The 25,059-nt window shown below is 69.4% G+C and carries 23 protein-coding genes and 1 riboswitch; of the genes, 9 read left to right on the top strand and 14 right to left on the bottom strand.

Annotated elements, in window-relative coordinates; translation table 11 throughout:
- Nucleotides 1–18: 18 nt before the first annotated feature.
- A complete protein-coding gene (locus AAHG09_RS04285; protein WP_342105623.1) occupies nucleotides 19–1,338 on the top strand; it encodes an HlyC/CorC family transporter in 1,320 nt (439 codons plus the stop codon).
- A 24-nt stretch (nucleotides 1,339–1,362) separates the two neighbouring features.
- Here the strand turns inward: AAHG09_RS04285 and AAHG09_RS04280 are convergent, their stop codons facing one another.
- The gene (locus tag AAHG09_RS04280) at nucleotides 1,363–2,751 is read right to left on the bottom strand and encodes an aminotransferase (protein WP_342105621.1); all 1,389 of its coding nucleotides are present in this window, start codon (nucleotides 2,749–2,751) and stop codon (nucleotides 1,363–1,365) included.
- 123 nt (nucleotides 2,752–2,874) lie between these two features.
- On the opposite strand from AAHG09_RS04280, the gene AAHG09_RS04275 reads away from it, so the two are divergent.
- Complete coding sequence (locus AAHG09_RS04275; protein ID WP_342105620.1) at nucleotides 2,875–3,408, top strand: hypothetical protein; 534 nt, start codon at nucleotides 2,875–2,877, stop codon at nucleotides 3,406–3,408.
- A gap of 2 nt (nucleotides 3,409–3,410) precedes the next feature.
- Here the strand turns inward: AAHG09_RS04275 and AAHG09_RS04270 are convergent, their stop codons facing one another.
- On the bottom strand, nucleotides 3,411–3,671 hold the full coding sequence (locus tag AAHG09_RS04270) for a DUF6894 family protein (RefSeq protein ID WP_342105619.1): 261 nt from the start codon (nucleotides 3,669–3,671) through the stop codon (nucleotides 3,411–3,413).
- Between the two features lie 216 nt (nucleotides 3,672–3,887).
- Here AAHG09_RS04270 and AAHG09_RS04265 point away from each other — a divergent pair, with 216 nt between their 5' ends.
- Entirely contained in the window at nucleotides 3,888–4,379 is a 492-nt protein-coding gene (locus tag AAHG09_RS04265) for a glutathione peroxidase (RefSeq protein WP_342105617.1), read from the top strand.
- Between the two features lie 19 nt (nucleotides 4,380–4,398).
- On the opposite strand, the gene AAHG09_RS04260 is transcribed toward AAHG09_RS04265, so the two are convergent.
- The 4 genes from AAHG09_RS04260 to AAHG09_RS04245 form a co-directional block, all read right to left on the bottom strand.
- Nucleotides 4,399–4,566 (bottom strand): hypothetical protein, encoded by a 168-nt coding sequence (locus AAHG09_RS04260; RefSeq protein WP_342105616.1) that lies wholly within the window; start codon nucleotides 4,564–4,566, stop codon nucleotides 4,399–4,401.
- 229 nt (nucleotides 4,567–4,795) lie between these two features.
- Complete coding sequence (locus AAHG09_RS04255) at nucleotides 4,796–5,587, bottom strand: ATP12 family chaperone protein (protein WP_342105615.1); 792 nt, start codon at nucleotides 5,585–5,587, stop codon at nucleotides 4,796–4,798.
- Nucleotides 5,588–5,806: 219 nt separating this feature from the next.
- The gene (locus AAHG09_RS04250; RefSeq protein ID WP_342105614.1) at nucleotides 5,807–6,472 is read right to left on the bottom strand and encodes an HAD-IA family hydrolase; all 666 of its coding nucleotides are present in this window, start codon (nucleotides 6,470–6,472) and stop codon (nucleotides 5,807–5,809) included.
- A gap of 58 nt (nucleotides 6,473–6,530) precedes the next feature.
- Nucleotides 6,531–6,950 carry a hypothetical protein gene (locus AAHG09_RS04245; protein ID WP_342105612.1) on the bottom strand — a complete coding sequence of 140 codons (420 nt, stop codon included), beginning with the start codon at nucleotides 6,948–6,950 and terminating at the stop codon, nucleotides 6,531–6,533.
- Between the two features lie 263 nt (nucleotides 6,951–7,213).
- Here AAHG09_RS04245 and AAHG09_RS04240 point away from each other — a divergent pair, with 263 nt between their 5' ends.
- Nucleotides 7,214–7,927: an alpha/beta fold hydrolase gene (locus tag AAHG09_RS04240; RefSeq protein WP_342105610.1), complete on the top strand. Its 714-nt coding sequence runs from the start codon at nucleotides 7,214–7,216 to the stop codon at nucleotides 7,925–7,927.
- Here the strand turns inward: AAHG09_RS04240 and AAHG09_RS04235 are convergent.
- The 6 genes from AAHG09_RS04235 to AAHG09_RS04210 form a co-directional block, all read right to left on the bottom strand.
- The gene (locus AAHG09_RS04235; RefSeq protein WP_342105609.1) at nucleotides 7,894–9,276 is read right to left on the bottom strand and encodes an RluA family pseudouridine synthase; all 1,383 of its coding nucleotides are present in this window, start codon (nucleotides 9,274–9,276) and stop codon (nucleotides 7,894–7,896) included. The genes AAHG09_RS04240 and AAHG09_RS04235 overlap by 34 nt on opposite strands.
- A 242-nt stretch (nucleotides 9,277–9,518) precedes the next feature.
- Nucleotides 9,519–10,358, bottom strand: coding sequence for a substrate-binding domain-containing protein (locus AAHG09_RS04230; protein WP_342105608.1), 840 nt, complete (start codon nucleotides 10,356–10,358; stop codon nucleotides 9,519–9,521).
- 195 nt (nucleotides 10,359–10,553) lie between these two features.
- On the bottom strand, nucleotides 10,554–12,263 hold the full coding sequence (locus tag AAHG09_RS04225) for a methyl-accepting chemotaxis protein (RefSeq protein WP_342105607.1): 1,710 nt from the start codon (nucleotides 12,261–12,263) through the stop codon (nucleotides 10,554–10,556).
- Nucleotides 12,264–12,837: 574 nt separating this feature from the next.
- A complete protein-coding gene (locus AAHG09_RS04220; RefSeq protein ID WP_342106194.1) occupies nucleotides 12,838–13,221 on the bottom strand; it encodes a HigA family addiction module antitoxin in 384 nt (127 codons plus the stop codon).
- A gap of 516 nt (nucleotides 13,222–13,737) precedes the next feature.
- A complete protein-coding gene (locus AAHG09_RS04215) occupies nucleotides 13,738–14,076 on the bottom strand; it encodes a HigA family addiction module antitoxin (protein ID WP_342105606.1) in 339 nt (112 codons plus the stop codon).
- Between the two features lie 542 nt (nucleotides 14,077–14,618).
- A riboswitch (cobalamin riboswitch) is annotated at nucleotides 14,619–14,823 on the top strand.
- Nucleotides 14,818–14,958 (bottom strand): hypothetical protein, encoded by a 141-nt coding sequence (locus AAHG09_RS04210; RefSeq protein ID WP_342105604.1) that lies wholly within the window; start codon nucleotides 14,956–14,958, stop codon nucleotides 14,818–14,820. Its footprint overlaps the riboswitch before it by 6 nt.
- Nucleotides 14,959–15,100: 142 nt before the next feature.
- On the opposite strand from AAHG09_RS04210, the gene AAHG09_RS04205 reads away from it, so the two are divergent.
- The 4 genes from AAHG09_RS04205 to AAHG09_RS04190 all read left to right on the top strand — a co-directional run bounded on the left by AAHG09_RS04205 (nucleotide 15,101) and on the right by AAHG09_RS04190 (nucleotide 20,853).
- Nucleotides 15,101–17,278 (top strand): TonB-dependent receptor, encoded by a 2,178-nt coding sequence (locus AAHG09_RS04205; RefSeq protein WP_342105603.1) that lies wholly within the window; start codon nucleotides 15,101–15,103, stop codon nucleotides 17,276–17,278.
- Complete coding sequence (locus AAHG09_RS04200; RefSeq protein WP_342105602.1) at nucleotides 17,272–18,732, top strand: PepSY domain-containing protein; 1,461 nt, start codon at nucleotides 17,272–17,274, stop codon at nucleotides 18,730–18,732. Before AAHG09_RS04205 ends, AAHG09_RS04200 begins: the two co-directional genes overlap by 7 nt.
- 338 nt (nucleotides 18,733–19,070) lie before the next feature.
- Nucleotides 19,071–19,331, top strand: a complete 261-nt coding sequence (locus AAHG09_RS04195) for a hypothetical protein (protein WP_342105600.1) — start codon at nucleotides 19,071–19,073, stop codon at nucleotides 19,329–19,331.
- A 154-nt stretch (nucleotides 19,332–19,485) separates the two neighbouring features.
- Entirely contained in the window at nucleotides 19,486–20,853 is a 1,368-nt protein-coding gene (locus AAHG09_RS04190) for a DUF2254 family protein (protein ID WP_342105598.1), read from the top strand.
- Nucleotides 20,854–20,862: 9 nt separating this feature from the next.
- Here the strand turns inward: AAHG09_RS04190 and AAHG09_RS04185 are convergent, their stop codons facing one another.
- Nucleotides 20,863–21,132, bottom strand: a complete 270-nt coding sequence (locus AAHG09_RS04185; protein ID WP_342105596.1) for a hypothetical protein — start codon at nucleotides 21,130–21,132, stop codon at nucleotides 20,863–20,865.
- A 190-nt stretch (nucleotides 21,133–21,322) separates the two neighbouring features.
- The gene (locus AAHG09_RS04180; RefSeq protein ID WP_412759984.1) at nucleotides 21,323–23,467 is read right to left on the bottom strand and encodes a TonB-dependent receptor; all 2,145 of its coding nucleotides are present in this window, start codon (nucleotides 23,465–23,467) and stop codon (nucleotides 21,323–21,325) included.
- Nucleotides 23,468–23,650: 183 nt separating this feature from the next.
- On the opposite strand from AAHG09_RS04180, the gene zigA reads away from it, so the two are divergent.
- A complete protein-coding gene (gene zigA, locus AAHG09_RS04175) occupies nucleotides 23,651–24,871 on the top strand; it encodes a zinc metallochaperone GTPase ZigA (protein ID WP_342105595.1) in 1,221 nt (406 codons plus the stop codon).
- Nucleotides 24,872–25,059: the final 188 nt, after the last annotated feature.

The following is a 25,059-nucleotide window of genomic DNA, read 5'->3' as shown; positions in this document are numbered from 1 at the left end:
GCGGGCCTGACGGAACCGATGGATACCGAAATCGACCTGTGGTTCGCCGCGAGCATCGTGGTGATCTCGCTCCTGCTCTCGGCCTTCTTCGCGGGGGCCGAGACCGCGTTCACGGCCGCCTCACGGGCGCGGATGCACGCCCTGGAACAGGCGGGCGATCCGCGCGCCGCGATCGTCAACCGCATCCTGGCGATCCGCGAGCGCTTCATCGGCGCCATGCTGATCGGCTACAACATCGTGGCGATCGGCGCCTCGGCCTTCACCACGAGCGTGCTGACCGCCCTGTTCGGCAAGAGCGGCGTGATCTACGCCACCGTCGGCATGTCGGTGCTGGTCATCGTCTTCGCCGAGGTGCTGCCGAAGACGCTCGCGATCTCCAAACCGGACCAGACCGCCCTGGTCACGGCCCGCCCGGTCGCCTTCGCGGTGGCCGTCATGGGACCGCTGGCGATCGCCATCGAGCAGCTGGTGCGGCTGATGCTGAAGCCCTTCGGCGTCACCATCGGGGCGCACCAATCGATCCTCACCGCCGCCGAGGAGCTGCGCGGGCAGGTGGCGCTGATGCACCGGGAGGGCGGCGTCGCCAAGGCCGAGCGCGACATGCTGGGCGGCCTCCTCGACCTGTCGGACCTGACGGTCTCGGACGTGATGGTCCACCGCACCAAGATGCGGGCGATCGACGCCGACCAGCCCTCCGAGGACATCGTGCGGGCGGTGCTCTCCTCGCCCTACACGCGGATGCCCCTGTGGCGCGGCACGCCGGAGAACATCGTCGGTGTGCTTCACGCCAAGGATCTGCTGCGGGCGCTCGACGCCGCGGGGGGCGACGCCTCGGGCCTCAAGGTCGAGGCGCTGGCGCTGGAGACGTGGTTCGTGCCCGGCACGACCTCGCTGCGCGCCCAGCTCAAGGCATTCCTGACCAAGAAGACCCACTTCGCCCTGGTGGTCGACGAGTACGGCGAGGTGATGGGGTTGGTGACCCTGGAGGACATCCTGGAAGAGATCGTCGGCGAGATCGCCGACGAGCACGACGTCACGGTCACCGGGGTGCGGCCGCAGGGGGACGGCTCGGTCAACGTCGACGGCGGCGTGCCGATCCGCGACCTCAACCGGGCGATGGACTGGAACCTGCCCGACGACGAGGCCACCACCATCGCGGGCCTCGTGATCCACGAGGCCCGGACCATCCCCGACCAGGGCACGGCCTTCAACTTCCACGGCTTCCGCTTCCAGGTGATCCGGAAGGCCAAGAACCGGATCACGACCCTGCGGATCACGCCGCTGGCCGCGACGGGGGTGCAGGCGAGCACGGCGGAGCCGCAGCGCGGCGCGGTGTGAGGGCGCCGCGCCGGCTCGAACCCATTACCCCGGCATCGCCTCCAGACCCTCGGCGCGGATCCAGTCGCGGGTCCGGTCCAACGCCCGGCCGAGGCGATCGAACAGGGCGTCGATCTCGTCCGGAGCGATGATCAGCGGCGGGCAGACGGCGACGCGGTCGCCGGCCAGCGCCCGCACGATCAGCCCCTCGCCCTGCGCGAAGGCCACGCAGCGGGCCGCGATGCCCTTCTTCGGGTCGTATTGCCGCTTGCTCGCCTTGTCGGCGACGATCTCCAGGCCGCCGATCAGCCCGATGCCGTTGGCCTCCCCGACGATGTCGTGCTCGGTGAGCGCCGCGAGGCGGCGCTGGAAGTGCGGCGCCTTCTCGGCCGCGCCCTCGATGATCCGGTCGCGCCGATAGATCTCGATCGCCTTCAGCGCCACCGCGGCGGCAACCGGGTGGCCGGAATAGGTGGTGCCGTGGCCGAAGGTGCCGAGCTTCTCGCTCTGTCCGATCAGGGCCTCGTAGAGCGGCTCGTCGATGCTGACGCCGCCGAGGGGCATGTAGGCCGAGGTCAGCGCCTTGGCGAAGGAGATCGAGTCCGGCCGGACGCCGAGCGCCTCGCTGCCGAACCACGTGCCGCACCGGCCGAAGCCGCAGATCACCTCGTCGGCGATCAGCCGGACGTCGTACTTCGCCAGCACAGCCTGGATCGCGGCAAAATAGCCCCGGGGCGGCACGATCGCCCCGCCCGCGCCCATCACCGGCTCGGCGATGAAGGCCGCCACCGTCTCGGGGCCTTCGCGCAGGATGGTCTCCTCCAGCTCGGCGGCGAGCCGGGCCGAATAGGCCTCCTCGCTCTCCCCCGGCTCGGCGCCCCGGTAATGATGGGCCGCCGAGACGTGCAGGAAGCCCGGCAGCGGCAGATCCCAGTCGGCGTGGTTGGCCGTCAGGCCGGTCATTGAGGCGCTCGCCACCGTGACGCCGTGATAGCCCTTCTGCCGCGCGATGATTTTTTTCTTGTGCGGCCGGCCAAGCGCGTTGTTGTAGTACCACGTCAGCTTGACCTGCGTGTCGTTGGCCTCCGACCCGGACGAGGTGAAGAAGATCTTCGAGGTCGGGACCGGCATCAGCTCCTTGAGGGTCTCGGCGAGCTCGATCCCCGGATCGTGGCTGCGGCCCGAGAACAGATGGGTGAAGGGCAGGCGCGCCATCTGCGCCTGCGCGGCCTCGACGAGTTCGGCGTTCGAGTAGCCGAGCGCCGTGCACCACAGGCCCGACATGCCCTCGATATAGGCGCGCCCCTCCGTGTCGTAGACGTGGACGCCCGCGCCGCGCTCCAGGACCAGGGGGCCCGTCTGTCGGTGCGTCGACAGGTTGGTGTAGGGGTGGAGCAGGGTTTCGACGTCGCGGGTCGCGAGATTCGAGAGCATCGGTCGCAAGGTCCTCGTGCGAGGGGATCCGCCGCCACACTACCGACCCGATGCACCGGCAGGTAGCCCGGCGGACCCGCCTCCGGCCGTTGTCGGATGCATGCCGGACGCGCTGTACGCCCCATGCTCAATCCCGAAGCCTTCGTCGCCCAGCCCGCCCCCGGCCGCGCCTGCGGGGCCTGCACGCTCTGCTGCAAGGTCTACGACGTGCCGGCGGTCGAGAGCGTGGCCGGCCAATGGTGCCGCCACACCAAGGCCGGGCAGGGCTGCGCCATCCACGCCACCCGCCCCGACCATTGCCGCGCCTTCCACTGCCTCTGGATGACGGAGAGCTGGCTCGGGCCGGAATGGAAGCCCGATCGCGCCAAGATGGTGCTCGCCCTCGATCCGATCAGCCGCAACATGAACGTGCAGGTCGATCCCGGGCAGGCCAATGCGTGGCGGCGCGAGCCCTATTACGGACAGCTCAAGCGCTGGGCCGCGGCCTCGGTGCCGCTGCGCCGGCACGTGCTGGTCCACGTGAACAAGACCACGACGGTCGTGCTGCCGGACCGCGACGTCAGTCTCGGGGTCGTTTCGGCCGAGGAGCGCATCGTCTCGCGGGAGCGGATGACGCCGCAGGGGCCGAGCTTCGACGTGGAGAAGGTCCCGGCCTGAGCTCAGCGTTCCAACTCGGCGGCGCGCCGCATCACGGGGGACTCGACCACCAGGAAGGTCATCTGGAACAGGATGAGGCCGGTCGCGTCGGTCACCTCGATCCGCCAGTCCTCGCCCAGGGCGACCCGATGGGCGTCATGCTTCAGGATGTCGCCGGCGATCCGCATCGCTTCGAGCCGGGCCGCCTGCGGGTCCGGGAGCTCGGTCCCCTCCGTGTCCATCGCGGAATAGCCATCATGGACATGGAAGTGGAAGCGCGGCATCAAATGACCCGGATAAAGTCTAGGCAGGGGGCGCGATCAACCCTCACTCGCAGCTGTGCCGAACCCTGTACTGCGATTGGCGGATTTATACCGATCAAGCTTCCCTGCCGCTACAATCCACATTAGATTTACGGGCCGATCCGCTGCGGCGCCCGGCCCGCGGCACACGCCACCGCGCACCTTGCGGACCGGAGCGGTTTGCCCGACAGATCCCCCATGACCACGGTCTACGATTACAGCGTCACCGCTGCCGACGGATCACCCTATCCCCTCGCGCAGCATCGCGGGCAGGTGCTCCTGATCGTGAACACAGCCTCGCGCTGCGGTTTCACCCCGCAATACGAGGGGCTCGAAGCGCTCTGGCGGCGGTACCGGGATGCGGGCCTGACGATCCTGGGCTTCCCCTGCAACCAGTTCGCCGCCCAGGAGCCCGGCGACGCCGCCGAGATCGCGCGCTTCTGTACCCTGCAATACGATGTCAGCTTTCCCGTACTGGCGAAGGTCGCGGTGAACGGATCGGGGGCCGAGCCCCTGTACGATCATCTCACCCAAGCCCGCCGCGGGCTGCTCGGCACGCGGGCGGTGAAGTGGAACTTCACGAAGTTCCTGGTCGGGCGCGACGGCCGGGTCATCGCCCGATACGCTCCCGGGACGAAGCCGGCCGCCCTGGAGGCGACGGTTCAGGCCGCGCTCTCCGCGCCGGCCTGATGCGCTGGTCCAGCGCCCGTCAGCGTCCCGTGGCGGCCCCGCACATCCGCAGCACCGTCCGCAGGGACGTGATCGGGCGGGGCCGCACCGCCTCGCGCAGGATCCCGGAGAGGAAGCGGGCTTCCGCAAGCCTGGGCAAGGTCAGGGTGGAGGCGCCCCCGGCGAATGCACGGCCTTCAAGATCCATCAAGGCATTGAAGACTGCCTAGCGATCGCGACGCTCACCGCGCGACCGCATACGCGTCATGAGCGCGAACATTTCACGCTCGAACCCGCATTGCAGAGGCTCGGCGATGCCCATGGTCGATCCGAACACGATGCGTTCCGGACCTTGAATCAGTCCCCGTGCGGTGTCAGCCGACGGATGGACCGGCGGCCAGCGCGTTTCGGATTGATGCGCGGGTGCATCGGCCGCATCAGCGCCGGAGCGCGACGAGTTCGGCCGCCGCCTCGAATTCGGCGCGGCGGGCTTCGAGGCGGGCCTCCGCTTCGGCATCGCGGCCCCAGACCTCCGCCTGATAGGTTTCGTCGACATGGGCGGCGGCCCAGGCCTCGGCGGCCGTCAGGCGACCCTCGAGCACCGCCAGCGCGATCAGGAGGGAGCCCGTCAGGGTCGTCAGCGTGTGCAGGCCGGCGAGGCGGAACGGGTCGGTCACCGCCTCCACCGCGTCGGAGAGCGCCCGCACGGTGTCGGGCGGCTGGGTGACGTGCATCACGCCCTCGCTCAGGATCACCCGGGCGCCGAACGTCTCCCGCGCCCAGGCCAGGATCGGGTCCCAGGCCGCGGCCTGCGCCGCCACCAGCCGCTCCGGATCCCCCGCCCGGTAGGCGACGAGATCGGTGCCGGCATAGGCGCACAGGTCGGCGGCGACCGCCTCCAGCCGGGGCGCGACGCCGTCGATGGCCGTGTTGACGATGCGCGTCAGGGGCATCCGGGCCGGATCGATCTGTTCCTCCTGCGCCGCCCACTCGGCCGCGACGCGCTCGGCCAGGGTGCGGGTGGGCAGCCGCAGCGGGTTGCGGGCCGGCGTGTTGGCCGGGCGGCCGTCCAGAGTCAGCCGGAACCCGTCCGGATCCTCCGCGAAGCCGGCCTCCGTGTAGAACCGCCGGGGCAGGGCGGGCTTGGCGTGGCCGCGGGCGGCCCGCACCGGATCGGGTGTCTCGTCGGTGCGGGGGTGGCCGAGCCAGTCTGTCGTCTCATCGCTCATGGGGGCGAGATAGGCCTTCCCGGGTCCGCGTGCGAGCCTTCCGGATCCGGGTTTCCAAAGGGCTCGAGCCCTTTGGTGGGTTGTGAGGGCGAAGCCCGACACCGGACGAAGTCCGGCACCGGACCAAGTCCGGCACCAGGGCTCTGCCCTGGACCCGCGAAAGGGCACGCCCTTCCAAAACCAGGATTGGTGCGACCCGCGCTCCGGCAAAGCACAGTCTCAGGGACGCGGTGCCGCGGCATCGAGGAGCCGGGCCTCCAGCGCGCCGGCGCTCGGCACCACGACGGCGGCGCCCGCCCCGTAGAGCGCCTCGGGCGGGTGATAGCCCCAGGCGACGCCGACGGCCTCGGCACCGGCCGCGACGCCCATGGCGATGTCGTAGGTGGTGTCGCCGACCATCACGGTGGCCTCGGGCGGGCAGCCGGCCTCGTCCATGGCCTGCTGAAGCATGGTCGGATCGGGCTTCGACGGCGCGTCGTCGGCGCTTTGGGTCGTCACGAACCAGTCGGTCCAGCCGTGATGCGCCACGAGCCGGTCGACGCCGCGCCGCGACTTGCCAGTCGCCAGCCCGATCAAGACGTCGTCGCGTTCCCGGAGCCGGGCCAGGAGATCGGCCATGCCGGGGAACAGCGGCTCCTCGTAGGCGGGATCGAGCCGGAGCCGGTTGTAGGCCAGCTTGTAGCTCTCGGAGAGCTCGGCGACCGGCCCCTCTTCGCCGACGAGCCGGCGGAACGCCTGCGGCAGCGAGAGGCCCACCACCGACAGGGCCTCCCGTCGCCCGGGGGCAGGCAAACCGTTCTCCGCGAAGGCGAGACCCTGCGCCGCGACGATCAGGTGCTGGCTGTCGACGAGCGTGCCATCGACATCGAAGACCACCAGCCTCATGGCCGGCATCGGGCCGGTGCGGGGCCGATAGATCGGGATGCAGCGCAGCCGGACCGGGTCACGGCTTCCGGCCCGGCTGTACCGGCTGCCCGGCGGGCTGACCCGGCTGACCGCCGACCTGTCCCGTGGATTGACCGGCGGATTGGCCTGCCTGCCCGCGGGTCCGTTCGTAGCCGAGGCGGCAGCGGATCAGGAAGCGGCGGCGCTTGCCGCCGCGCAGCCCGCGCTGATGCGAGGCGCGGTTGCAGGCCGCGTAGGAGCGGCGGCGGCGCTCGACCCGGGCGCTCGTCCCCTGCCGGGCCGGCGCGGCCGCCTCGCCGGGCGCTGGGGCCGGATGCGGCGTGGCAGACTCGGCCGGCTTGACGCCGCTTGCCGGCTTGGCGCCGTTCGCCGCCTTGGACGCCTCGCCCGGGGCTGCCTGTGCGATCGGCCCGGCGAGGCACAGGGCGGCGAGGCAGGCCAGCATCGCGAGCTTCATGCGTCAGGGTCTCAAGCCGGGGAAGGGAGCCGCGACGGATCGGCGGCGCCGGGCAGCATATGAGGCGGCGCCTCCGCTTGCCAAGACCTTGTCAAACGCAGCGCGCCGGGACTCAGCGTCTTAAGACTCACCCTTGCCAAGACGCCCCTTGCCAAGTTGAGGGCAAGACACGAGACCCCGGGCGACATCCGGATCGTGATCCGCGTTTCACCGGAGATGGCCCGGTCGCGAACGCGGCCGGGCCATGCGACGCGGGATCGGCGATGAATCTCCTGCTGCTTCCGGGCTTCATGACGGACCGCGATCTGTGGTCCGATCTCGCCGACGACCTCGCGCAGGTCGGCCCGATCACGCACGGCGATCCCAGCAGGGACGCCACGATCGGCGCCCTGGCCGACCGGGCGATCGCGGAAGCGCCGGACCGATTCGCCCTGGTGGGCTTCTCCATGGGCGGCTACGTGGCCCGGGAGATCGCCCGCGGCGTGCCGGACCGGGTCCGCGCCCTCGTGCTCATCGCCACCTCGGCCCGGGCCGATACGCCGGCCCAGGCGCAGCGGAAGGCCGCCGCGGTCGCCCATGTGCGCCACCGGGGCTTCGCCGGGCTCAGCCGCAGCGCGATCCTGCAATCGGTGCATCCGGCGCGTGCGGACGACGCCGCCCTGATCGCGCGCATCCGGGCGATGGGCGACCGGCTCGGCGGCGCGGTCTTCCTGCGTCAGGCCGGGCAGGCCCGCGAATCCGACCGCGAACACCTCGGCCGGATCACCTGCCCGACCCTGGTGGTCGCGGCCGCGCAGGATGCCCTGCGCAGCCTCGAGGAGGCGCGCGAGCTCCAGGCTGGTATTCCCGGCGCGATCCTCGCGGTGATCGACGGGTCGGGGCACATGCTGCCGCTGGAAACCCCCGCCGCCCTCGCGGCGGTGATCGTGCCCTGGCTTCGCGCTCAGGCCTCCGGCGCCTCGACGATCGGGTCGTAGCGGGCGGCGTCGAAGCCGAGGAGGTTCCAGCTCTGGGCCATGTGGGGCGGCAGCGGGGCGCTGACGTCCACGGGCCTGCCGGTGCGCGGGTGCGGGATCACGATCCGCCGGGCGAGCAGGTGGAGGCGGTTCTGGATGCCGCCGGGCAGCTCCCAGTTCTCGACCGAGAAGTACTTCGGATCCCCCACGATCGGATGGCCGATATGGGCCGCGTGGGCGCGCAGCTGGTGCGTGCGGCCGGTGACCGGCTTGAACGACAGCCAGGACAGCTTCTGGGCCGCCTGATCGACCATCGCGTAGTAGGTCAGCGCGTGGCTCGCACCCTCGTCGCCGTGCTTGGCGACCCGCATCCGCGCATCGGCGTCGGTCGGCTCCTCCTTGGCGAGGTAGGTCGAGACCCGTCCCTGGCGGACCCGCGGCACGCCGGCGGTGAGCGCCCAGTAGATCTTTCGCGCCGCGCGCGAGCGAAAACTCTTGGCGAGCGTTGCGGCGGCGAGCCGGGTCTTGGCCACGATCAGGCAGCCCGCCGTGTCCTTGTCGAGCCGGTGGACGAGGCGGGGCTTCTGGCCGTCCGGGCCGGTCAACGCGGCCAGCAGGCCATCGACGTGCCGGACCGTCCCCGAACCGCCCTGGACCGCGAGGCCGAAGGGCTTGTTGAGGATCATCATGTCGGCGTCCTCGTAGAGGATCAGCGACCGGATGAATTCGGCGTCGTCCTGCTCGCGGGCGGCGTTGCGCGGGCGCTCCGAGGGCTGTTCGAGGCGCAGCGGCGGCACGCGCACGCTCATGCCGGGCTCCAGCCGGTCGTTGGGCTTGGCGCGCTTGCCGTCGACGCGCAGCTCGCCCTTGCGGACGATGCTCTGCACCCGGGTGAAGGGCAGCAGCGGAAAGCGGGCCGTGAGAAACCGGTCGATCCGCATGCCGGCCTCGTCGGCCTCGACCGTCAGGGTCTGCACCCCCGAGGCGAGGGTCGCGGAGGCGGCGGCCCGCTGCTCGCGCCGGGTCGGGCCCGGGGCGGGCGTCTCCGGGCGCCGCGCCGCGGGATTCGGCCGCTGCGGAGCCGTTGTGTCGCGTGGCGCGGCCGCGGCGCGGCGGACCGGCGCCTTGCCGGGAACCGGGCCGGACTTCGAAGGCCGGGCCGGTGCGGCGGCGGGACCCGCGCCGCCCCAAGGATCGCGCGCGCCGGCATCGTCGCCGCGGTTGCGTGCGGCGCGCTCGGCCGCGTCCCGCGCGCTGGTGCGCGGGCCCGTGCCGGCGCGGCCGGACGCCGTTGACCGGCCGCCTGAGAATTTACCCGCCGGTGGCTTTCGCCCCTTCGGGCCGCCGCGATTGGGAGGTCGTGTCGTCATGATCTGCCGAGGCCCGTCCCCGTTCGAGACGGCGCGTCCTGCCGTGCAAGCCGCAGCGTCGCGGACGGTCCGGATCGAGGGGGGTTGCCCGGCTGTAGCACCGCCCGCGCGCAGCGGCAAAGGCGCGGGGGCGAAGCGGTCCACTCGATCCGCCACCCAAGGGCCGGCAGCCGGCCCCCGGGCGCGGCGATCACCGCGCGGCGATCACCGGGCGGCGGCTTGGCCGCGCGCGTTCCACCGGCTCATGACTTGACGTAGCGCAGCAACGTCTTGTCGGTGACGAGCTCGAACGGAATCCAATCGTATTGCTGGACCGGCTCGCGGCGGATCAGCTTCACGGCATCGTCGACGGCGCGTCCCCCTTCGAGGGTCGCATCCTGGAACACGGTCACATGGATCCGCCGTCCCTCCATGGCGCCGATCCCGTCATGCGTCCCATCCACGCCGCCGATCAGGATCTGGTCCCGCGGGATCTTGGCGGCCTCGAGCGCGTCCGCGGCCCCCATCGCCATCTCGTCGTTGTTGGCGGCGATCGCGTCGATCTTCCGTCCCCCGGCCAGCCACCGCGCGACGAGGGCGGCGGCCCGCTTGCGGTCCCAGTCCGCGGCCTCTTCCGCAACGACCGTGATGCCGGCGAAGTCCTCCAGAACCTCCTTCACGCCCTGCGTGCGCAGGGCCGAGGCCGAATGGGAGGCCGGCCCCCGGATGATCGCCATCCGGCCCTTTCCGTTCAGCATCTGGGCCAGCATGGTCATCTGCAGCCGTCCGGCCACGAGGTCGTTCGGCAGGGCGAGGGCGACGCGCCCGGCAAACCAATCCTCGCGCGGCCCGTTGTTCACGTAGACCAGGGGGATATCCGCTTCCTGCGCGAGGCGCGTGATCTCCTGCGTGGCCGCAGCCTCCACGGGGAGGATGATCAGCGCATCGACCCTCTCGCGGATGAACGCCTTGACCTGCTCGATCTGCTTCGCGCCGTCTCCGGTCTCCGCATGGGCGAACCGAACGGCCAGACCCGCATGGGTCTTCGCCCACTCCTGGATTCCGTCACGGAGGAACTGGAAGAATGCGACGGGCGGCACCATCGAGACACCGATCGTGGCAGCCGATGCGGGGATTGGCCCCCCACCCAGCGCGATCAGAAGGAGCAGGATGAGCCGCGCGCCCAGAAGGCGGGCGGCGCGAGGTCGAGCTTTCGAAATCATTGCGCGTGTCTCTCCGAATCGATCGAGGCGGCGGTCGATCACCGTCGGCCGCCGCGGTGGCGTAGGCAGCGGCGCTCAGGCAGCCCGGATGGTGCGGAGAAAGCGGTCGACCTCGCTCCCCAGCTGCTCGGCCTGGCCCGACAGCGCGTTGGCCGCCTCCAGAACCTGCGCGGCGGCGGAGCCGGCCTCCTGCGCCCGGCTCGCGACGCCGGTGATCGTCGCCGTGACCTCCCCGGTCCCGGTCGCCGCCTGGCTGATGTTGAGCGCGATCTCCTGCGTCGCGGTGTTCTGCTCCTCGACGGCCGCCGCGATCGACGCTGCCGCGTCGCTCATCTCCTGGATGCGGGTCGTGATCCCCGTGATCGCCACGACGACCTCGGACGTGGATCCCTGGATCGTCGCCACCTGGCGCGCGATATCGTCGGTCGCCGCGGCGGTCTGGCCGGCGAGCGCCTTGACCTCGGACGCGACCACGGCGAACCCGCGCCCGGATTCCCCGGCCCGGGCGGCCTCGATCGTCGCGTTCAGGGCCAGGAGGTTGGTCTGCTTGGCCAGCGTCGCGATGATGCCGACGACGTCGCCGATCTGCGACGCCGCACCGCTGAGGGCCTGCACCAGCGAGGTGGTCCGTGCGGCTTCCCCGGCGACGCTGCCGGCCATCGCGGACGAGACCTCGGCCTGACGGCCGACATCGCGGACCGACATCTCGAGATCTCCAGCCGCCGCGGCCACCATCTTGACGTTGGCCGTGGCCTGCTCGGCCGCACTCGCCACGGCGGTCGATTGCCCCGCCGTCTCACTGGCGATCCCCGTCATCGCTTCGGCCGTCTTGCGCAGCTGCGCGGACGCCGTCGAGAGCGCGGTCACGATCCCGCCGACCGCCGTCTCGAAGCGACCGGCCAGTTCGACCATGGCTTGGTGGCTCCGTTCCTCGGCCTGCCGACGGGCTTCGGTCGCCTCGCGCTCCAGGATCCTGGCGCGCTGCATGTTGTCCTGGAACACCCGCACGGCCCCCGCCATGGCTCCGATCTCGTCGGCGCGGCCGACTCCCGGAACGGCGACATCGAGCTCGTTATCCGACAGGCGCCGCATCACGCCGGTCATCGTCATGATCGGCGTCGCCACCCTGCGGACGACGAAGACGCTGACCACCAGGGTCAGGAGCGCCGCCAAGCCGAGCGCGACGGTCACCGAGAGGGTGGACGTCCGGCCCACCGCATCAGCCGCCGCGCTCCGCTCGGCCACCCGCGCCTCCCGGTGCGCGAGCACCGCATGCACCGCCGTGCGGAACGCGTCCGCGTCCTTGCCGAAGGCCCCAAACACGACTGTGTCGGCGAGGGCGTGTTCACCGGCCCGGTCGAGGGCCGAAACCTGACTCTGGATCGCGAGGAAGTGCTGCCACGCCTCCCGAAGGCGGTGTGCGAGTGCCTGCTCCTCCGGGCCGGACACGGTCGGTGCGTAGCGGCTCCAGGCGGCGGAGAAGACTTCCTGCGCCTTCTGAAGTTGCGCCGCGTAACGACGAGCCTCCGCTTCCCCGCGGGCGCTGTGGGCGAGAACACCCAGGGCGCGGAGTTCCTGGCTGACTTCGTTCATGAGGCCCAGATTCGCCACCGCGTCGATTTCACCCAAGGCCGACTGCGCCGAGTCATTGATCAGTCGAACCCGCGTGATCGCGAAAAGCCCGATGCTCATTGCAAGAAAAAATAGAATCACGAACGATCCGACGATCACCTTTCTCAGACTTAAGAAAGACCCCCAACCGAGGGAATTAAAATTCAGTCCCATGAATGAACCTGCACCGTTGGCTGATTTGCCAAATCAATTAACGTCTCGCTTTGGCCACATCAACCACAATCCACTCTGACGGAAATGAGGCTCTATCAAACTATCGACGAACTATCGCAGCGAATAGGAGATCAGATCAGACGGCCATTCAGCTCCGATGCCATGTGATATCTAATATGAAATCGTCTTGGAGAATAATAAGTTGGACATGCCGACCGCATCGGCCCAGGTCCAGGCCCTGTGTTCGGCGGCGCCTCAGGCCTTCGTGCAGGCATCCGGCGGTGCGGGCTCGGGATCGTATCGCGGGAAGCCACCGCCACGCGGGGTCGGTGTCGGCATCACCACGCGGCAACCCGCCCCCGGTGCGGGCGGGTGGGCCCGGGCGCAGGGTCCTGTGGGTCGCAGAATCTGTGAAATCGGGAAGCGAATGGCCCACCATCGCGAGCCGGCCGCGGCCAAGACGGAGGGCCGGCCATTGGGGGCCGCAGACAGCACGCGGCCCAACACGAACCAGGAGTTCGAACCCTGCGGCCCGCTTCTCAGATGTCCCCCACCGTTCGGTAAAGGGCCGAGATCACGCTTCGGCAGTACTCCGCCTGACGATCGTCCGCAGGGGCGCATCGGCCGCCGGAGGCATCGATCTGAGCCCTGAAGCTCTCGCCTGCGTCACGAGATCGGTCCGGAGCGGTTGCAAGTGCTTGCGCGCCTCGGCGATGTCGAACTGGGTTTGCAGGTCCATCAGCGTTTCCATCTCGATGCCGAATACCGTCTCGAGACGGAACGCCAATTCCGCGGTCAGGGGGGTTTTCTCGTTGAGGAAATCGAACAGGGCCTGACGCGGCACGTCCAGCAGGCTGGCGGCGTCCATGACCGTCAGATCGCGCGGCTCGATGACATTGCGAAGGACGTAGCCACCGGGATGGCCGGGGTTTTGGAGTCGATAACGCATCGTCGGCATACCTTTCACGAGAGATCTTTCCGATCCGTCCAGTTCTTGGCCGGCGATCGAAATCAGCGCTCAGAAAGCTTCTGCCCGCTTCGATTTACGAAGCAGCCCATTGCAAGACGCAGGATCAGGCCCGAAGTTCCGCGTCGCGTTCAGACCACGATTGTGGAACCGCGCGCGTATGATGCAAACTTGCTGTCGCCTCCTCCGGCGAAATCGATCGTTAACGATTTTTTAACGTTGTCCCATCATACCATTTCCAAACCTGATCAGACCGAACCGAAACCTTTACTCGAGATACGACACCAGCCCCTTGCCTCCGGTGTCGCCGCAACCCGTCCCAAGATCCGTTGACTCAGCGACGAGACGCACTCACGCGCATCCATTCGCTCGGCGCCGGCCGCCCGCAAAGGGACGACGCGCGCCCCGTCGCGGCGGAGCCAAGCGACCGTTCCCGCTCTGACCCGATCGGGAACGACACCCGGCACTCCGCGACGGGCATGTCGGTTGAAGAACTCCGGCCTGGTCTCAGGCAGCGGACCGGCCCGTGAACCGGCTCGGCTGCGAAGTCTGCTTGCTGACGAGATTCATCTGAGCCGCACGGTCGCGCTGGCGCAGGATCGTGAGGTCGTAGCGCGTCTGCATTTCCATGAGCGCCTCTGCGTTGAAGCCGAAGGACTTCTCGATCTGGAAAGCGATTTCGACCGTCAGGCTAGCCCGCTCAGCCAGGAAATCGGACAATCCTTGACGCGTCACACCGAGCGCCGCAGCGGCCCCCATGATCGTCAGGTTGCGCGGCTCGAAAATCTTGCGACGGACGAATCCGCCAGGATGGAAGGGCTTGGCCAGCGTGTAACCGGTGTTCATCGTGCAGTCCCCCAGTATTTATCGCGAGATCCCTAAGGCATAATCACTTACGTTGTTGTGTTAGGTTGCGGACCGTGCAGCTTTGATAAGCTACGCATTACACACTGTTGAAAAACAACGGCTTCTCGTTACACCTGCCCGCTTTTCTGCCTTTTTGTGACCGCGTCGGCAATTTTCCCCGGCGCGATTCAATTTTTTTTATCAGTGTCGATTTCGTAAAAATTCCGGCGATCCACCCATCTAATACTGTACTTCTCTCGCGGGTCACCGGAGATGCGTGGACTAACAAGACGCCCGGTTGCAGTCAAGCAATCAGCGGGCGGCACAGCGTGCGATGCTGCATTTTTTCTTAGATCATTTTTAAAAACGAAGCTGGCAACAGAGTTATGACTTAGAAATACAGGGTCCCAAGAGCGGTTTTACTACTGCCTGATGGCCAGATGCTGGCACGGCCTGGTCTCGTATCCGCCCTTGAAACCAATCGGCCCTGCGTTGCGCCGCCATCAAAGAAATCCACAAGCTTGACCGCGCGGGCGGAAGCACCGAAAGTCCATCGCGACGGTTCCCTTCGGGGATCAAAAGGGAACGCGGTGCGGGCTCGTCGTTGACGGCCCAAAACCGCGGCTGCCCCCGCAACTGTAAGCGGAGAGCCCTTCACCACCACGTCACTGAGTCTCGAGACTCGGGAAGACGGTGCGAGGGCGGCGACCCGCGAGCCAGGAGACCTGCCGTCAGCCGTGGTCACTCGCGAAACGCGTCGGGCGGGGTGTCCTGACGGGTGTCGAGACGCCCGTGCGCCCGCGCGGTCGGCGAGGCCTCGTTCGCGGTGACGTGCCACAGCAAGCGCGCCCGCGACCCCGTCCCGATGTCCGTCCACGCCACCGCCCTTCCGGATCCGCCCCTTCGGGACGCCCACGCGCGCCCGTCTGCGCCGAATCCTGCAGATGGCCTCGAAAGTGTAATGTTATTACACTGCGTGCGCGGTCATAGGATCCGTCGAGGCCGCGCCAGGATCCCTTCGGTCATGCCTTCTCCAACCCATCGCGCCCGCTTCCCTGCACCGCTCTGCGGCGTCCTCCTCGCAGTCCTGGCAAGCCCCGCCGTCGCGCAGGAAGCCGTCACCCTGGATCAGATCTCCGTCGAGGGTGAGGGCGGCGACTCGAACCGCGCCAGCCCGACCGGCCTCAACCTGCGCACCCGGGACCGGACCGCGAGCCGAATCGGCCTGACGCCTTTGGAGACGCCGGCCAGCCTCGACATCGTATCGGGCGAGACCGCGCGGCTGCGCGGCCAGGACACGATCGCCGAAGCCGTGACCCAGGACGCCACCGGCATCACCACCATCGCGGCGCCCGGCAACGGCAACGGCGCGTTCACCTCCCGCGGCTTCGCCGGCCCGAACTCGATCCAGCAGCTCTACGACGGGACGCGCTTCTACGTCGGCGCCAACACCGTGACCTTCCCGTTCGACACGTGGAACGTCGAGCGGATCGAGGTGCTGCGCGGGCCCGCCTCGGTGCTTTACGGCGACGGCGCCATCGGCGGCGTGATCAACGTCGTGCCGAAGCGGCCGGTCTTCGTGCCGATCAACGCCGCCCGCGCGGTGGTGGGCACGGACGGCGTCGCGCGGCTCGCCCTCGATTCCGGCGGCGGGATCGGGCAGGCGGAATTCGGCGACACCTTCGCGTACCGCCTCAACGTCAGCGGCAACCGCGCCGACGGCTGGATCCGGCCGGAGGGCGATTTCCGCAACCTCGCGGTCTCCGCCGCCCTGCTGTTTCAACCGAGCCCTGACCTCGCGTTCACGCTGAGCCACGATCTCGGCTATCAGGAGCCGGCCCGGTACTGGGGCACGCCGCTGGTCGAGGGGCGGATCCCGGACCTGATCCGGTTCAACAACTACAATGTCCGCGACGCGAAGATCACCTGGGCCGACAACTGGACCCAGCTGAAGACCGAGTGGTCGCCCTCGGCCGACCTCACGATCCGCAACACCGCCTACCGGCTCACCAGCCGGCGCCACTGGCTCGATGTCGAGCAGTATTCGTACAACCGCGGCACCGGTCTGGTCGATCGGGGCGACTATCTGGAGATCTACCACAGCCAGGAGCAGGTCGGGGACCGGCTCGACGCGACGGTCCGGGGCAGCCTGTTCGGGTTGCCGAACCAGTTCGTGGCCGGGTTCGACGTGAATCACATCGACTTCCGCCACACCAACAACTTCTACTTCGACCAGACCACCAGCGTGCCGCTCACCGGCTACGATCCGGGCTTCTTCCCGCAGAACGGCCGGGCGCGGCCGGCCTATGCCACGCAGACGAGCCAGGCCTCGGTCTTCGCCGAGGACCGGGTGATCCTGTCGGACAGGCTGTCGTTCCTCACCGGTGTGCGCCTCGACGTGCCGACGCTGAACCGCGAGGATCTTCAGACGGGGTCGCGATTCGCGAAGACCTACCGGGCGCTCGGCTACCGGTTCGGCCTCGTCTACAATCCGACGCCGGACAGTGCGCTCTACGCCCAGTACAGCGTCGCCACCGATCCGGTGAACAGCCTGATCACGCTGAACCAGTCGCTGGCCGGCTTCAAGCTCGCCACCGGCGATCAGGTCGAGATCGGCGCCAAGGGGCTGGCCTTCGACGGCGCCCTGGAATGGACGATCGCCGGCTACCGGATCGTCAAGGACAACCTGATCTCGGCGATCCCGGGGCAGCCGACGCTCGCCACGCAGGTCGGCAGCCAGTCCTCGCAGGGCTTCGAGCTGGCGCTCGGCTGGCGCTTCGCTCCGGGCTGGCGGCTCGACGGCAACCTCGCGCTGCTGCATGCGCAATATGATCGGTTCGACCAGAGCGTGAACGGCGCCACCGTCTCGTATGCCGGAAACCAGCCGATCGACGTGCCCGAGCGTGTGGCCAATCTCTGGCTGACCTGGGATATCGCGCGCGACTGGACCGCGCGGGTCGGGCTCCAGAACGTCGGCCAAGTCTACAGCGATTTCGGCAATACGGCGCGCCGCCCGGCCTACAACCTCGTGAACCTCGTCCTCGACCGTCAGGTCACGGCGGAGTCGCGCCTGTCCCTGCGGGCCTACAACCTGTTCGACAAGGTCTACGCGATCAGCGGCAACGCGGTGAACGGGGTCGGCACCAACTGGCTGCTCGGGCGCCCGCGCTCGGTCGAGGTCGCCTACACGGTGACGTGGTGAGGCTGTCGCGCCGACGCGGCAAGGCGGGGCGGCGCTGGCTGCTGCTGTTCCACCGCTGGGCCGGGATCGCCGCGGGGCTGCTCTTCGTCCTGTGGATCCTGTCCGGGCTGGTGATGCTCTACGTGCCGTTCCCGGCGCTCACCGAGCCCGAGCGCCTGGCGCGGCTCGCGCCGATCGCCTGGGATCAGGTCACGGTCGCGCCGGGTGACGCGCTCCGCAGCGGAGGGCTCGCCGGCGTGCCGGCCGCCTTCGCGTTGGAGATGCGTGGCGACGAGCCGGTCTATCGGATGGAAGCCGACGACGGCGCCCGGGCGACGGTCTCGGCCCGGACCGGCACGCGGCTCGGCCCGCTGACGCCCGCAGAGGCGCTGCATCTCGTCGCCGCCGGCGTTCCGGAGGCACGGGTCCAGACGGTCGCGCGCGATCAATGGACCGTCACCGCGCGCTACGACCCGCTTCGGCCCTTCCTGAAGGTCGCCCTCGGGGATGCGGCCGGGACCGAGCTCTACGTGTCGGAGGTGACGGGTGCGATCGCCCTCGACACCACCCGCTCTGAGCGAGCCTGGAACTGGATCGGGGCGGTGACGCACTGGATCTACCTGACGCCGCTGCGCGCCCGAAGCGCGCTGTGGCGGACGGTGCTCCTGTGGCTCTCCGGCTTCGCGGCCCTCGGGGTGCTGAGCGGCGTCGCGATCGGGCTCTGGCGCCTGCGCGTCCGGCGGCGCTACGGGGGTGGGGCGGTGACGCCCTATCGCGGGCTCGCGCGCTGGCACCACCTGCTCGGCCTCGCGGGCGGCCTCGGTCTCAGCACGTTCATCGTCAGCGGCTGGATCTCCATGAATCCGAACCGCTGGTTCGCCTCCCCCAGTCCGCCGGAGGCGATGCGCGCCGCCTATGCCGGAAGCCCGCCGGCCCTCGACCTCGCCCCTCGGGACCTCCGCGCCTTCGCCGCGCCCACCACCCGCGCCCTGCGGTTTGCCGCCATCGGCGGACAATGGTGGGTCATTGCCGAGGGGACGGATGGCCCCCGCGCCGTCCGGGTGGACGATCCGATCGCCCTCGACGCCGGCACCATCGCGGCCGCCGCCACGCGGGGTCTCGCGGATGGCCCGCTGCGGTCGATGCGCCGGCTGACGGCCTACGACGCGTACTGGTACCCGCACGGGACCGACCCGCGACCGCTTCCGGTGCTGCGCCTGCGCTTCGGCGACGGGGCGGCCACGTGGCTCCACATCGATCCCCGGGACGGCACGATCCTCCAGCGCCTGGACCGCTCGGGCCGGATCAACCGCTGGCTGTTCGACGCCGCGCACCGGCTCGACCTGCCGGGGCTCACCGACAACCGACCCCTGCACGATGCGGCCCAGTGGGTCCTGAACCTGCTGGCGGCCGGGATCGCGGGGACGGGGCTCGTGGCCGGCTGGCGCAGGCTGCGGCGCATCCTCGCCGCTTGAGGTTCATCTCGGGCGCCGTGTGCGGCGGTCGGGCCGCCGCGATCCGTGGCGTTGGCGCCGGGCACGCCCTGGGCCGTCGTCGCACCGTCGAGGGCCACCGATGCGACCGGCGCCTCGCCAAGCCTGGAACCTCTTCGGTCACCCCCGGTTGGGAGTTCGTTTCCGACAGGTTTCCGCGACTTCGGCGGCCCGGTCGTCCTGGTGGTTCGCGCAGGCGACGTACGGAGCCGATCGCGCGGCGCTCAAAAATGGTCCCTGGAATGAGGGTTATCTCCGTGTCGATCCGACATCAGCGTCCTTCCCGGTCCCGCCTCTGGGCCGCCGGTACCGCGAGCCTGATGGCTCTGGCCCTGTCGGGTACGGCCCACGCGCAATCGGTCAACAGCGCGATCGATCAGCCGACCCCGGCAACCCTGCCGAAGGGTACGCATCATCCCGACGGTGCGGCTGCTCCGGCCCATCAGCCGACGGGGCAGGTCGCACCGCCGAGCGCCATCAGCGCGTCGACCGACGTCATGAAGGGCGGCCCGGTCCAGGGCAACGGCGGCAGCGGCACGGTCAATCCGATCGAGCATCTGCCCGCGGATATGAAGCGCTGACCACACGGCCCGCTCGCGCGCCGACGGCTCCCGGGCGTGATCGTGCCCCGGGGGCCGAAAGCCCCGCGCCCCGCGCACACGACACGATGGGCGGCGCGACGCTCGGGACACCTGCAGCCCGATGAGGATTGTCCGCCAGGCGCTCGATCGCATCATGGCTTCCGTCCGGCGATCGCTCAGGGAGTTCATCGGGCTTCCCCTCGCCGTGGTGGCGGCGTTCCTGGGCCTCTTCGCGCTGACCTACCTCGTCGATGATCTCCTCTGGGATCAGCGCGGTCCGGCGCCGCTCCCGTGGCTCGCCCACCTGCTCGGCGACACCGCGGCGATCGCCAGCCTGCTGAGCACGGTCGCGTCCGGCATGATCACCGTGACGTCGATCACCTTCTCGCTGCTGCTCATCGCCGTGCAGCAGACGGCGTCCACGCTCTCGACCCAGGTGTACGACCAGTTCATCCAGCGGCGCTCGAACAAGTTCAGTTTCGGCTTCTTCGTCGGCTTGAGCGTGTTCGTCCTGCTGACACTGGGCAGCGCCAGTCCCGATCACAAACCCATCCTCGGGGCGCTGCTGTCGCTCCTGATGACGGGGGCCGCGCTGTGCATGGTGGTGATCCTGATCTACAGCACCATCGACCAGATGCGACCGCATTCGGTCATCACCGCGATCCACGACCACACGATTAAGGCCCGGGCGGCCGATCGCGACATGATCGCGGGCACGCGCCGCGCCTTGCGCAGCGGTCTGTCGTGGTCGCAGACCGTCCGCACGGACGCCTATGGCGTGGTCTGCGACGTCGATGTGCCGGCCATCGAGCGGTCGACGGCGGATTTCGACATCGACGTCGAGATCATCGCCCGCGTCGGGACCAACGTGGCCTTCCGGGATCCCCTCTACCGCCTGCACGCCGCCCGGCCGCTGGCGGCGGACGGACAGGCCAGCCTCATCGCGGCGATCAGCGCGGCCATCGCGATCGAGCCCCGCCGGACCATCGCCCGCGATGCCGGATTCGGGATCGAGCAACTCTACTCGATTGCCTGGACCACCGCCTCGACCTCGAAGCAGAACCCGCAGCCCGCCATTCTGGTCTGCCACGGCCTGCGGGACATCATCGCGCGCTGGAGCTGGGCCGACCCAATCCCGGAACGCGCCACGGCGCGGGTCGTGTACGCCGATCAGGCCGTGGACGATGCGATCCTGGCGCTCGCCGCGATCGGCGTCGTCGCCTCGGAGAGCATGCAGAACACCCTGGCCGCCGAGGTCTGGCGGACGCTCGCGACGCTCCTCGACGATGTGCCGGCCGAACGGGTGCCGGCGCTGACCGATACGGTGCGCCGGCTCCTGTCCACCCTCGGGGATCACGTGCTGACCCGGGATCTGGAGGAGGCGCTGAGCCGATGCCGGCACAGCCTCGACGGAAGGGGCGAGCCGCAGGCCGCCGGGGAGATCCGCGCGGCGGTCGAAGCGCTCGCGACCAGCATCGGCGCACTCAACGCCCGTGGGACGCGCGTGCCGACACCCGCCTGAGGCGGGGCGCTACTTCCCGTGCGCTGACGGGGTGGTCGGCTTCGGCGACAGGCCCTTCGCCTCGTGGACACCGGGCCCATGCACGGCATCGCTGCCGGTGATGCCGCCGCCCACAGAGGCGGCCGGCGGGCTGGCCCCTGCGGCTCCGGCGCCGGAATCCGGGGCCTGCCGGGTCGTCACGGTCGCCGTCCCGGCGGCGTTGGGCGCCGCCGTCTCCGCGCGGACGATGCCTGAGCCGGCGGCGACAAGGACGGCGGCGGTCACGATCTGGGACAGCATGGTGTTCTCCGGTGGGGCCCGCCTCAACGCGTGAGGATCGGGCCGGTTCGCCGGACGGCCTGCCGCTTAGCCCCCCGAGAACGGAGACGGCGGAGGCGCACGCCGCATCACCGTGATCGCAGGGTGAACCGTCCGCCTCCCCGGCGACCCGGCCTCGGCGCGGAGCGCTCCGGCCGGTCGCATCCAGCCCCTAGAACCGTGCCGTCAGGAACAGCCGGATATTCCGCCCCGGCAGCAGGATCTCGTCCTTCTTGAACGAGGTCGAATTGCGGATGTCGTCGTTCAGGAGGTTGCGGCCCTGCAAACCGAGGGTGATCGCGCTCGCCCCGTAGACGGCGGGATCGACGGCCTTGGTGTAGCTCAGCTCCGCGCGCAGGTCGTTGTAGCCGGGGGTCGGCGTCTCGAATACCGCCGTCGCGTCGTGGCTGAAGGCGTGGAGCAGGTTCACCCGGGCGAACCAGCCGTCGGCCCGCAGATAGACGCCGCCGCCGAGCCGGTAGGGCGGGATGCGCGGCACGTTGGTGCCGTTGTCGAACTGCGCGCGGACGAAATCGAACTGCGCCTCGATCCCGGCGAAGCCGTTGCCCACCGGCACGAGATCGTACTGCCCGATGATCTCGGCACCGTAGAAGGTGGCGTTCTGCTGCTGATAGACGATCTGCCGGTTATCGGTGCCGATGCCGCAGGACGCGAAATCGTCGTCGCAGGTCAGGCCCGTGTAGTTGCGGTAGATGAAGCCGGTATAGCGCGTGAAGTAGCCGGTGGCGTCGAGGCGCAGCGGCCCCTCGGCCCGGCGGATGCTGGCCTCGACCGTGCGGGCGCGCTCCTTCTTGAGGTCCGGGTTGCCGATCTCGAAGGTCGCGGTGGCGTCGTGCGGCCCCTGCGAGAACAGCTCGTAGCCGGTCGGCCCACGCTCGACATAGGAGCCGGTCAGGCTCGCCACGAAGCCGTAGGGCAGATCCTGCAGGGCGCCGATGCTGGCGCTCTTCGGGGCGAAGCGCCGGGTCCGGGCGTACTGGAACGGCTCCTGCCCGTCGACGGGTACATAGTCGGCGGGGAACTGGGCGGCCGTGCTCGACAGCCGGTCGACCTCGTAGCGCCCGGCGGCCTGGAGCCGCGTGCCGGGGCGCAGTTCCAGCTCCTCGAACAGATAGACCGCGTTGGCGCGCGATTCCGTCTTCGGCAGGAAGGATTCGAGCTGCGTGTTGATTACGCGCCGGTCCGACTGAAAGCCCAGCGCGCCGGTGAGCTTTCCGAACTCGGTGAAGACCGGGACATGCTGGAGTTCCAGGCGCCCCTCGGCCTCGCGGTTCTTGAAGATCGCCTGGACGCCCTCGATCCCGTCCGCGCCGAAGCCGACCTCGTTGTGGCGATAGACGGAATAGCCCGCCCAGTAGCGGATCACCTCGAAGGGCCCGTCGAGCGGACGATACTCGCCGCGCGACAGGACGCGGTCCTGGTTCGGAGTCAGGCGGGTCCGGTCCTGTTCGGCCACGCCGCCGGGGATCGCGTAGACCGCATCGTAGTGGCTGAACGAGATGCCGACGAAGCCGCGGTCGCCGATCGCCGAGATGCCGACCGCGCCGCCCTGCGATTCGTTGTAGGAGTTGCGCTGGATCCCGCCCGGGATCGCGTAGCTGTCGTTGGCGGTCTTGAACCCGTCGGCATGGACCGCGATGCCGTCGGAGCCGGCATCCACGGTGGCGGCGCCGAGGCGGCCGTTGTCCACGCTGGAGAAGCCGCTGGTCACCTGACCCTGCACGCCGTTCAGCGGGATGAAGGTCGGAACCCGGTTGTTGTCGGCCGAGACGACGCCCCCGATGGCGCCGGAGCCGTAGCGCAGGGTCGCGGGGCCGCGGATCACCTCGATCCGGTCGGCCACCAGCGGGTTCACCGGGACCGCGTGGTCCTCGCCGAGGTCGGACACGCCACCGTTGACGATGCCGTTCTCCTGGATACGCACCCGGGCGTTGTCGAGGCCGCGGATGATCGGCCGGGAGGCCGCGCCCGGCGCGTAGGTCGTGCCGGAGATGCCGGGCCGGTCGAACAGGGCATCGCCGAGGGTGCGCGGCTGATCGCGGGCGATCTGCTCCTGCGTCACCACCGTCACGGGCGAGAACGTGTTGGTCGCCACCGGCAGGACGCCGATCGGCACGGCGGCATCGGCCGCGACCGCCGCCCGCGTCGGCTGGATCGGGCTCGGGCTGGTGACGCTGATCTCGTCGAGGGCGACGGCCTGCTGCGCCTGCGCCGCGGAGGTGGCCATCAGGGCCGTGCAGAAGGCCGACGGCAGGATCGTGCTGGCGAGAAGACCGAAGCGACGCGAGGGAGACATCGAGACTCACATGGTGTTATAATGTTTCATTGTCCCCCGGCAGGGAGCCGGTGCAAGCCCGGACTCGCACGCCGGCCGCGACGATCGGGAAACGTTACATCATTGCAACAAAGTAGCTCCCTGCTGGCAACCGGGACCTCACCACCGTCTTGACTTTGAAACGTTATAACATTTTCTGATGCCATGACCCAGCTTGATCGCCGCCTCCCCGTCACCGTCCTCTCCGGCTTCCTCGGGGCCGGTAAGACGACCCTGCTCAACCATGTCCTCAACAACCGCGAGGGCCGCCGCGTCGCGGTGATCGTGAACGACATGAGCGAGGTGAACATCGATGCCGATCTCGTCCGCGCGGGCGGCGCCGACCTGTCCCGGACCGATGAGACCCTGGTCGAGATGACCAACGGCTGCATCTGCTGCACCCTGCGCGACGACCTGCTCGCCGAGGTGCGCCGCCTGTCGGAGGCGGGCCGGTTCGACTATCTGCTGATCGAGGGCACCGGCATCGCCGAGCCGCTGCCGATCGCCTCCACCTTCTCGTTCCGCGACGAAGAGGGCCGTTCGCTCTCGGACCTCGCCCGCCTCGACACGATGGTGACGGTGGTCGATGCGGTGAACCTGCTCAAGGATTACGGCTCGGCGGCGTTCCTGCGCGAGCGCGGTGAGACCGCGGGCGCTGACGACACCCGCACCCTCGTGGACCTGCTGGTCGAGCAGATCGAGTTCGCCGACGTGGTGGTGATCAACAAAGCGCACGACGTCACGGACGAGCACCGCGCCCTGGTGCGGTCGGTGGTGCGGGGGCTGAACGCCGACGCCCGGATCATCGAGACCGATCACGGGCGCGCGCCGTTGTCGGAGATCCTCCAGACCGGGCTGTTCGACGAGGAGAAGGCCCAGGAGCATCCGCTCTGGTTCAAGGAACTCTACGGCGCGCACGAACACGTGCCGGAGACGGAGGAGTACGGCATATCCTCGTTCGTCTACCGGGCTCGGCGGCCCTTCGATCCGGAGCGCTTCAACGCGTTCGTCAACGCGACCTGGCCCGGCCTGATCCGGGCCAAGGGCCATTTCTGGCTGGCGACGCGGCCGGATTGGGTCGGCGAATTCTCCGTGGCGGGCGCGGTGGCGCGCGTCTCCGCCATGGGCTTCTGGTGGTCGGCGGTGCCGCGCAAGCGCTGGCCGGAGATGCCCGAGTTCCGGGAGCGGCTGCACACGGTCTGGAGCGAGGTCTGGGGCGACCGGCGCCAGGAGCTGGTCTTCATCGGCACGGGCATGGATCAGGCCGCGCTCACCGCCGCGCTCGATGCCTGCCTCATCGAGACGGGAGCCGACGCCGGCCCGTTCGATCCCACGCCCTACCGCAATTTGCCGGATCCGTTCCCGGCGTGGCGCAGCGCCGCTTGATGCCGGTCCGTCGGGGCCCTGGGTTTACCAGGGCTTCAAGCCCGGCCCGTCCCAGGTGGTTGGGGATGCGCCGGGACACTGACCAAACGGGCGTTTCCCCCCTTGGCGCAGCGAAATCGGCGGTTGCGGGTGGCGCATAGGGCATCGCCGCGCTCGGCTCTGCATCACCCTCACACCGGCCCCTCTCT

This window comes from Methylobacterium guangdongense, from assembly GCF_038442355.1.
In the GTDB taxonomy this organism is placed as follows: domain Bacteria; phylum Pseudomonadota; class Alphaproteobacteria; order Rhizobiales; family Beijerinckiaceae; genus Methylobacterium; species Methylobacterium guangdongense.
Note: the sequence above shows the minus strand (reverse complement) of the source record. Positions and strands in the feature narration are given on the sequence as shown.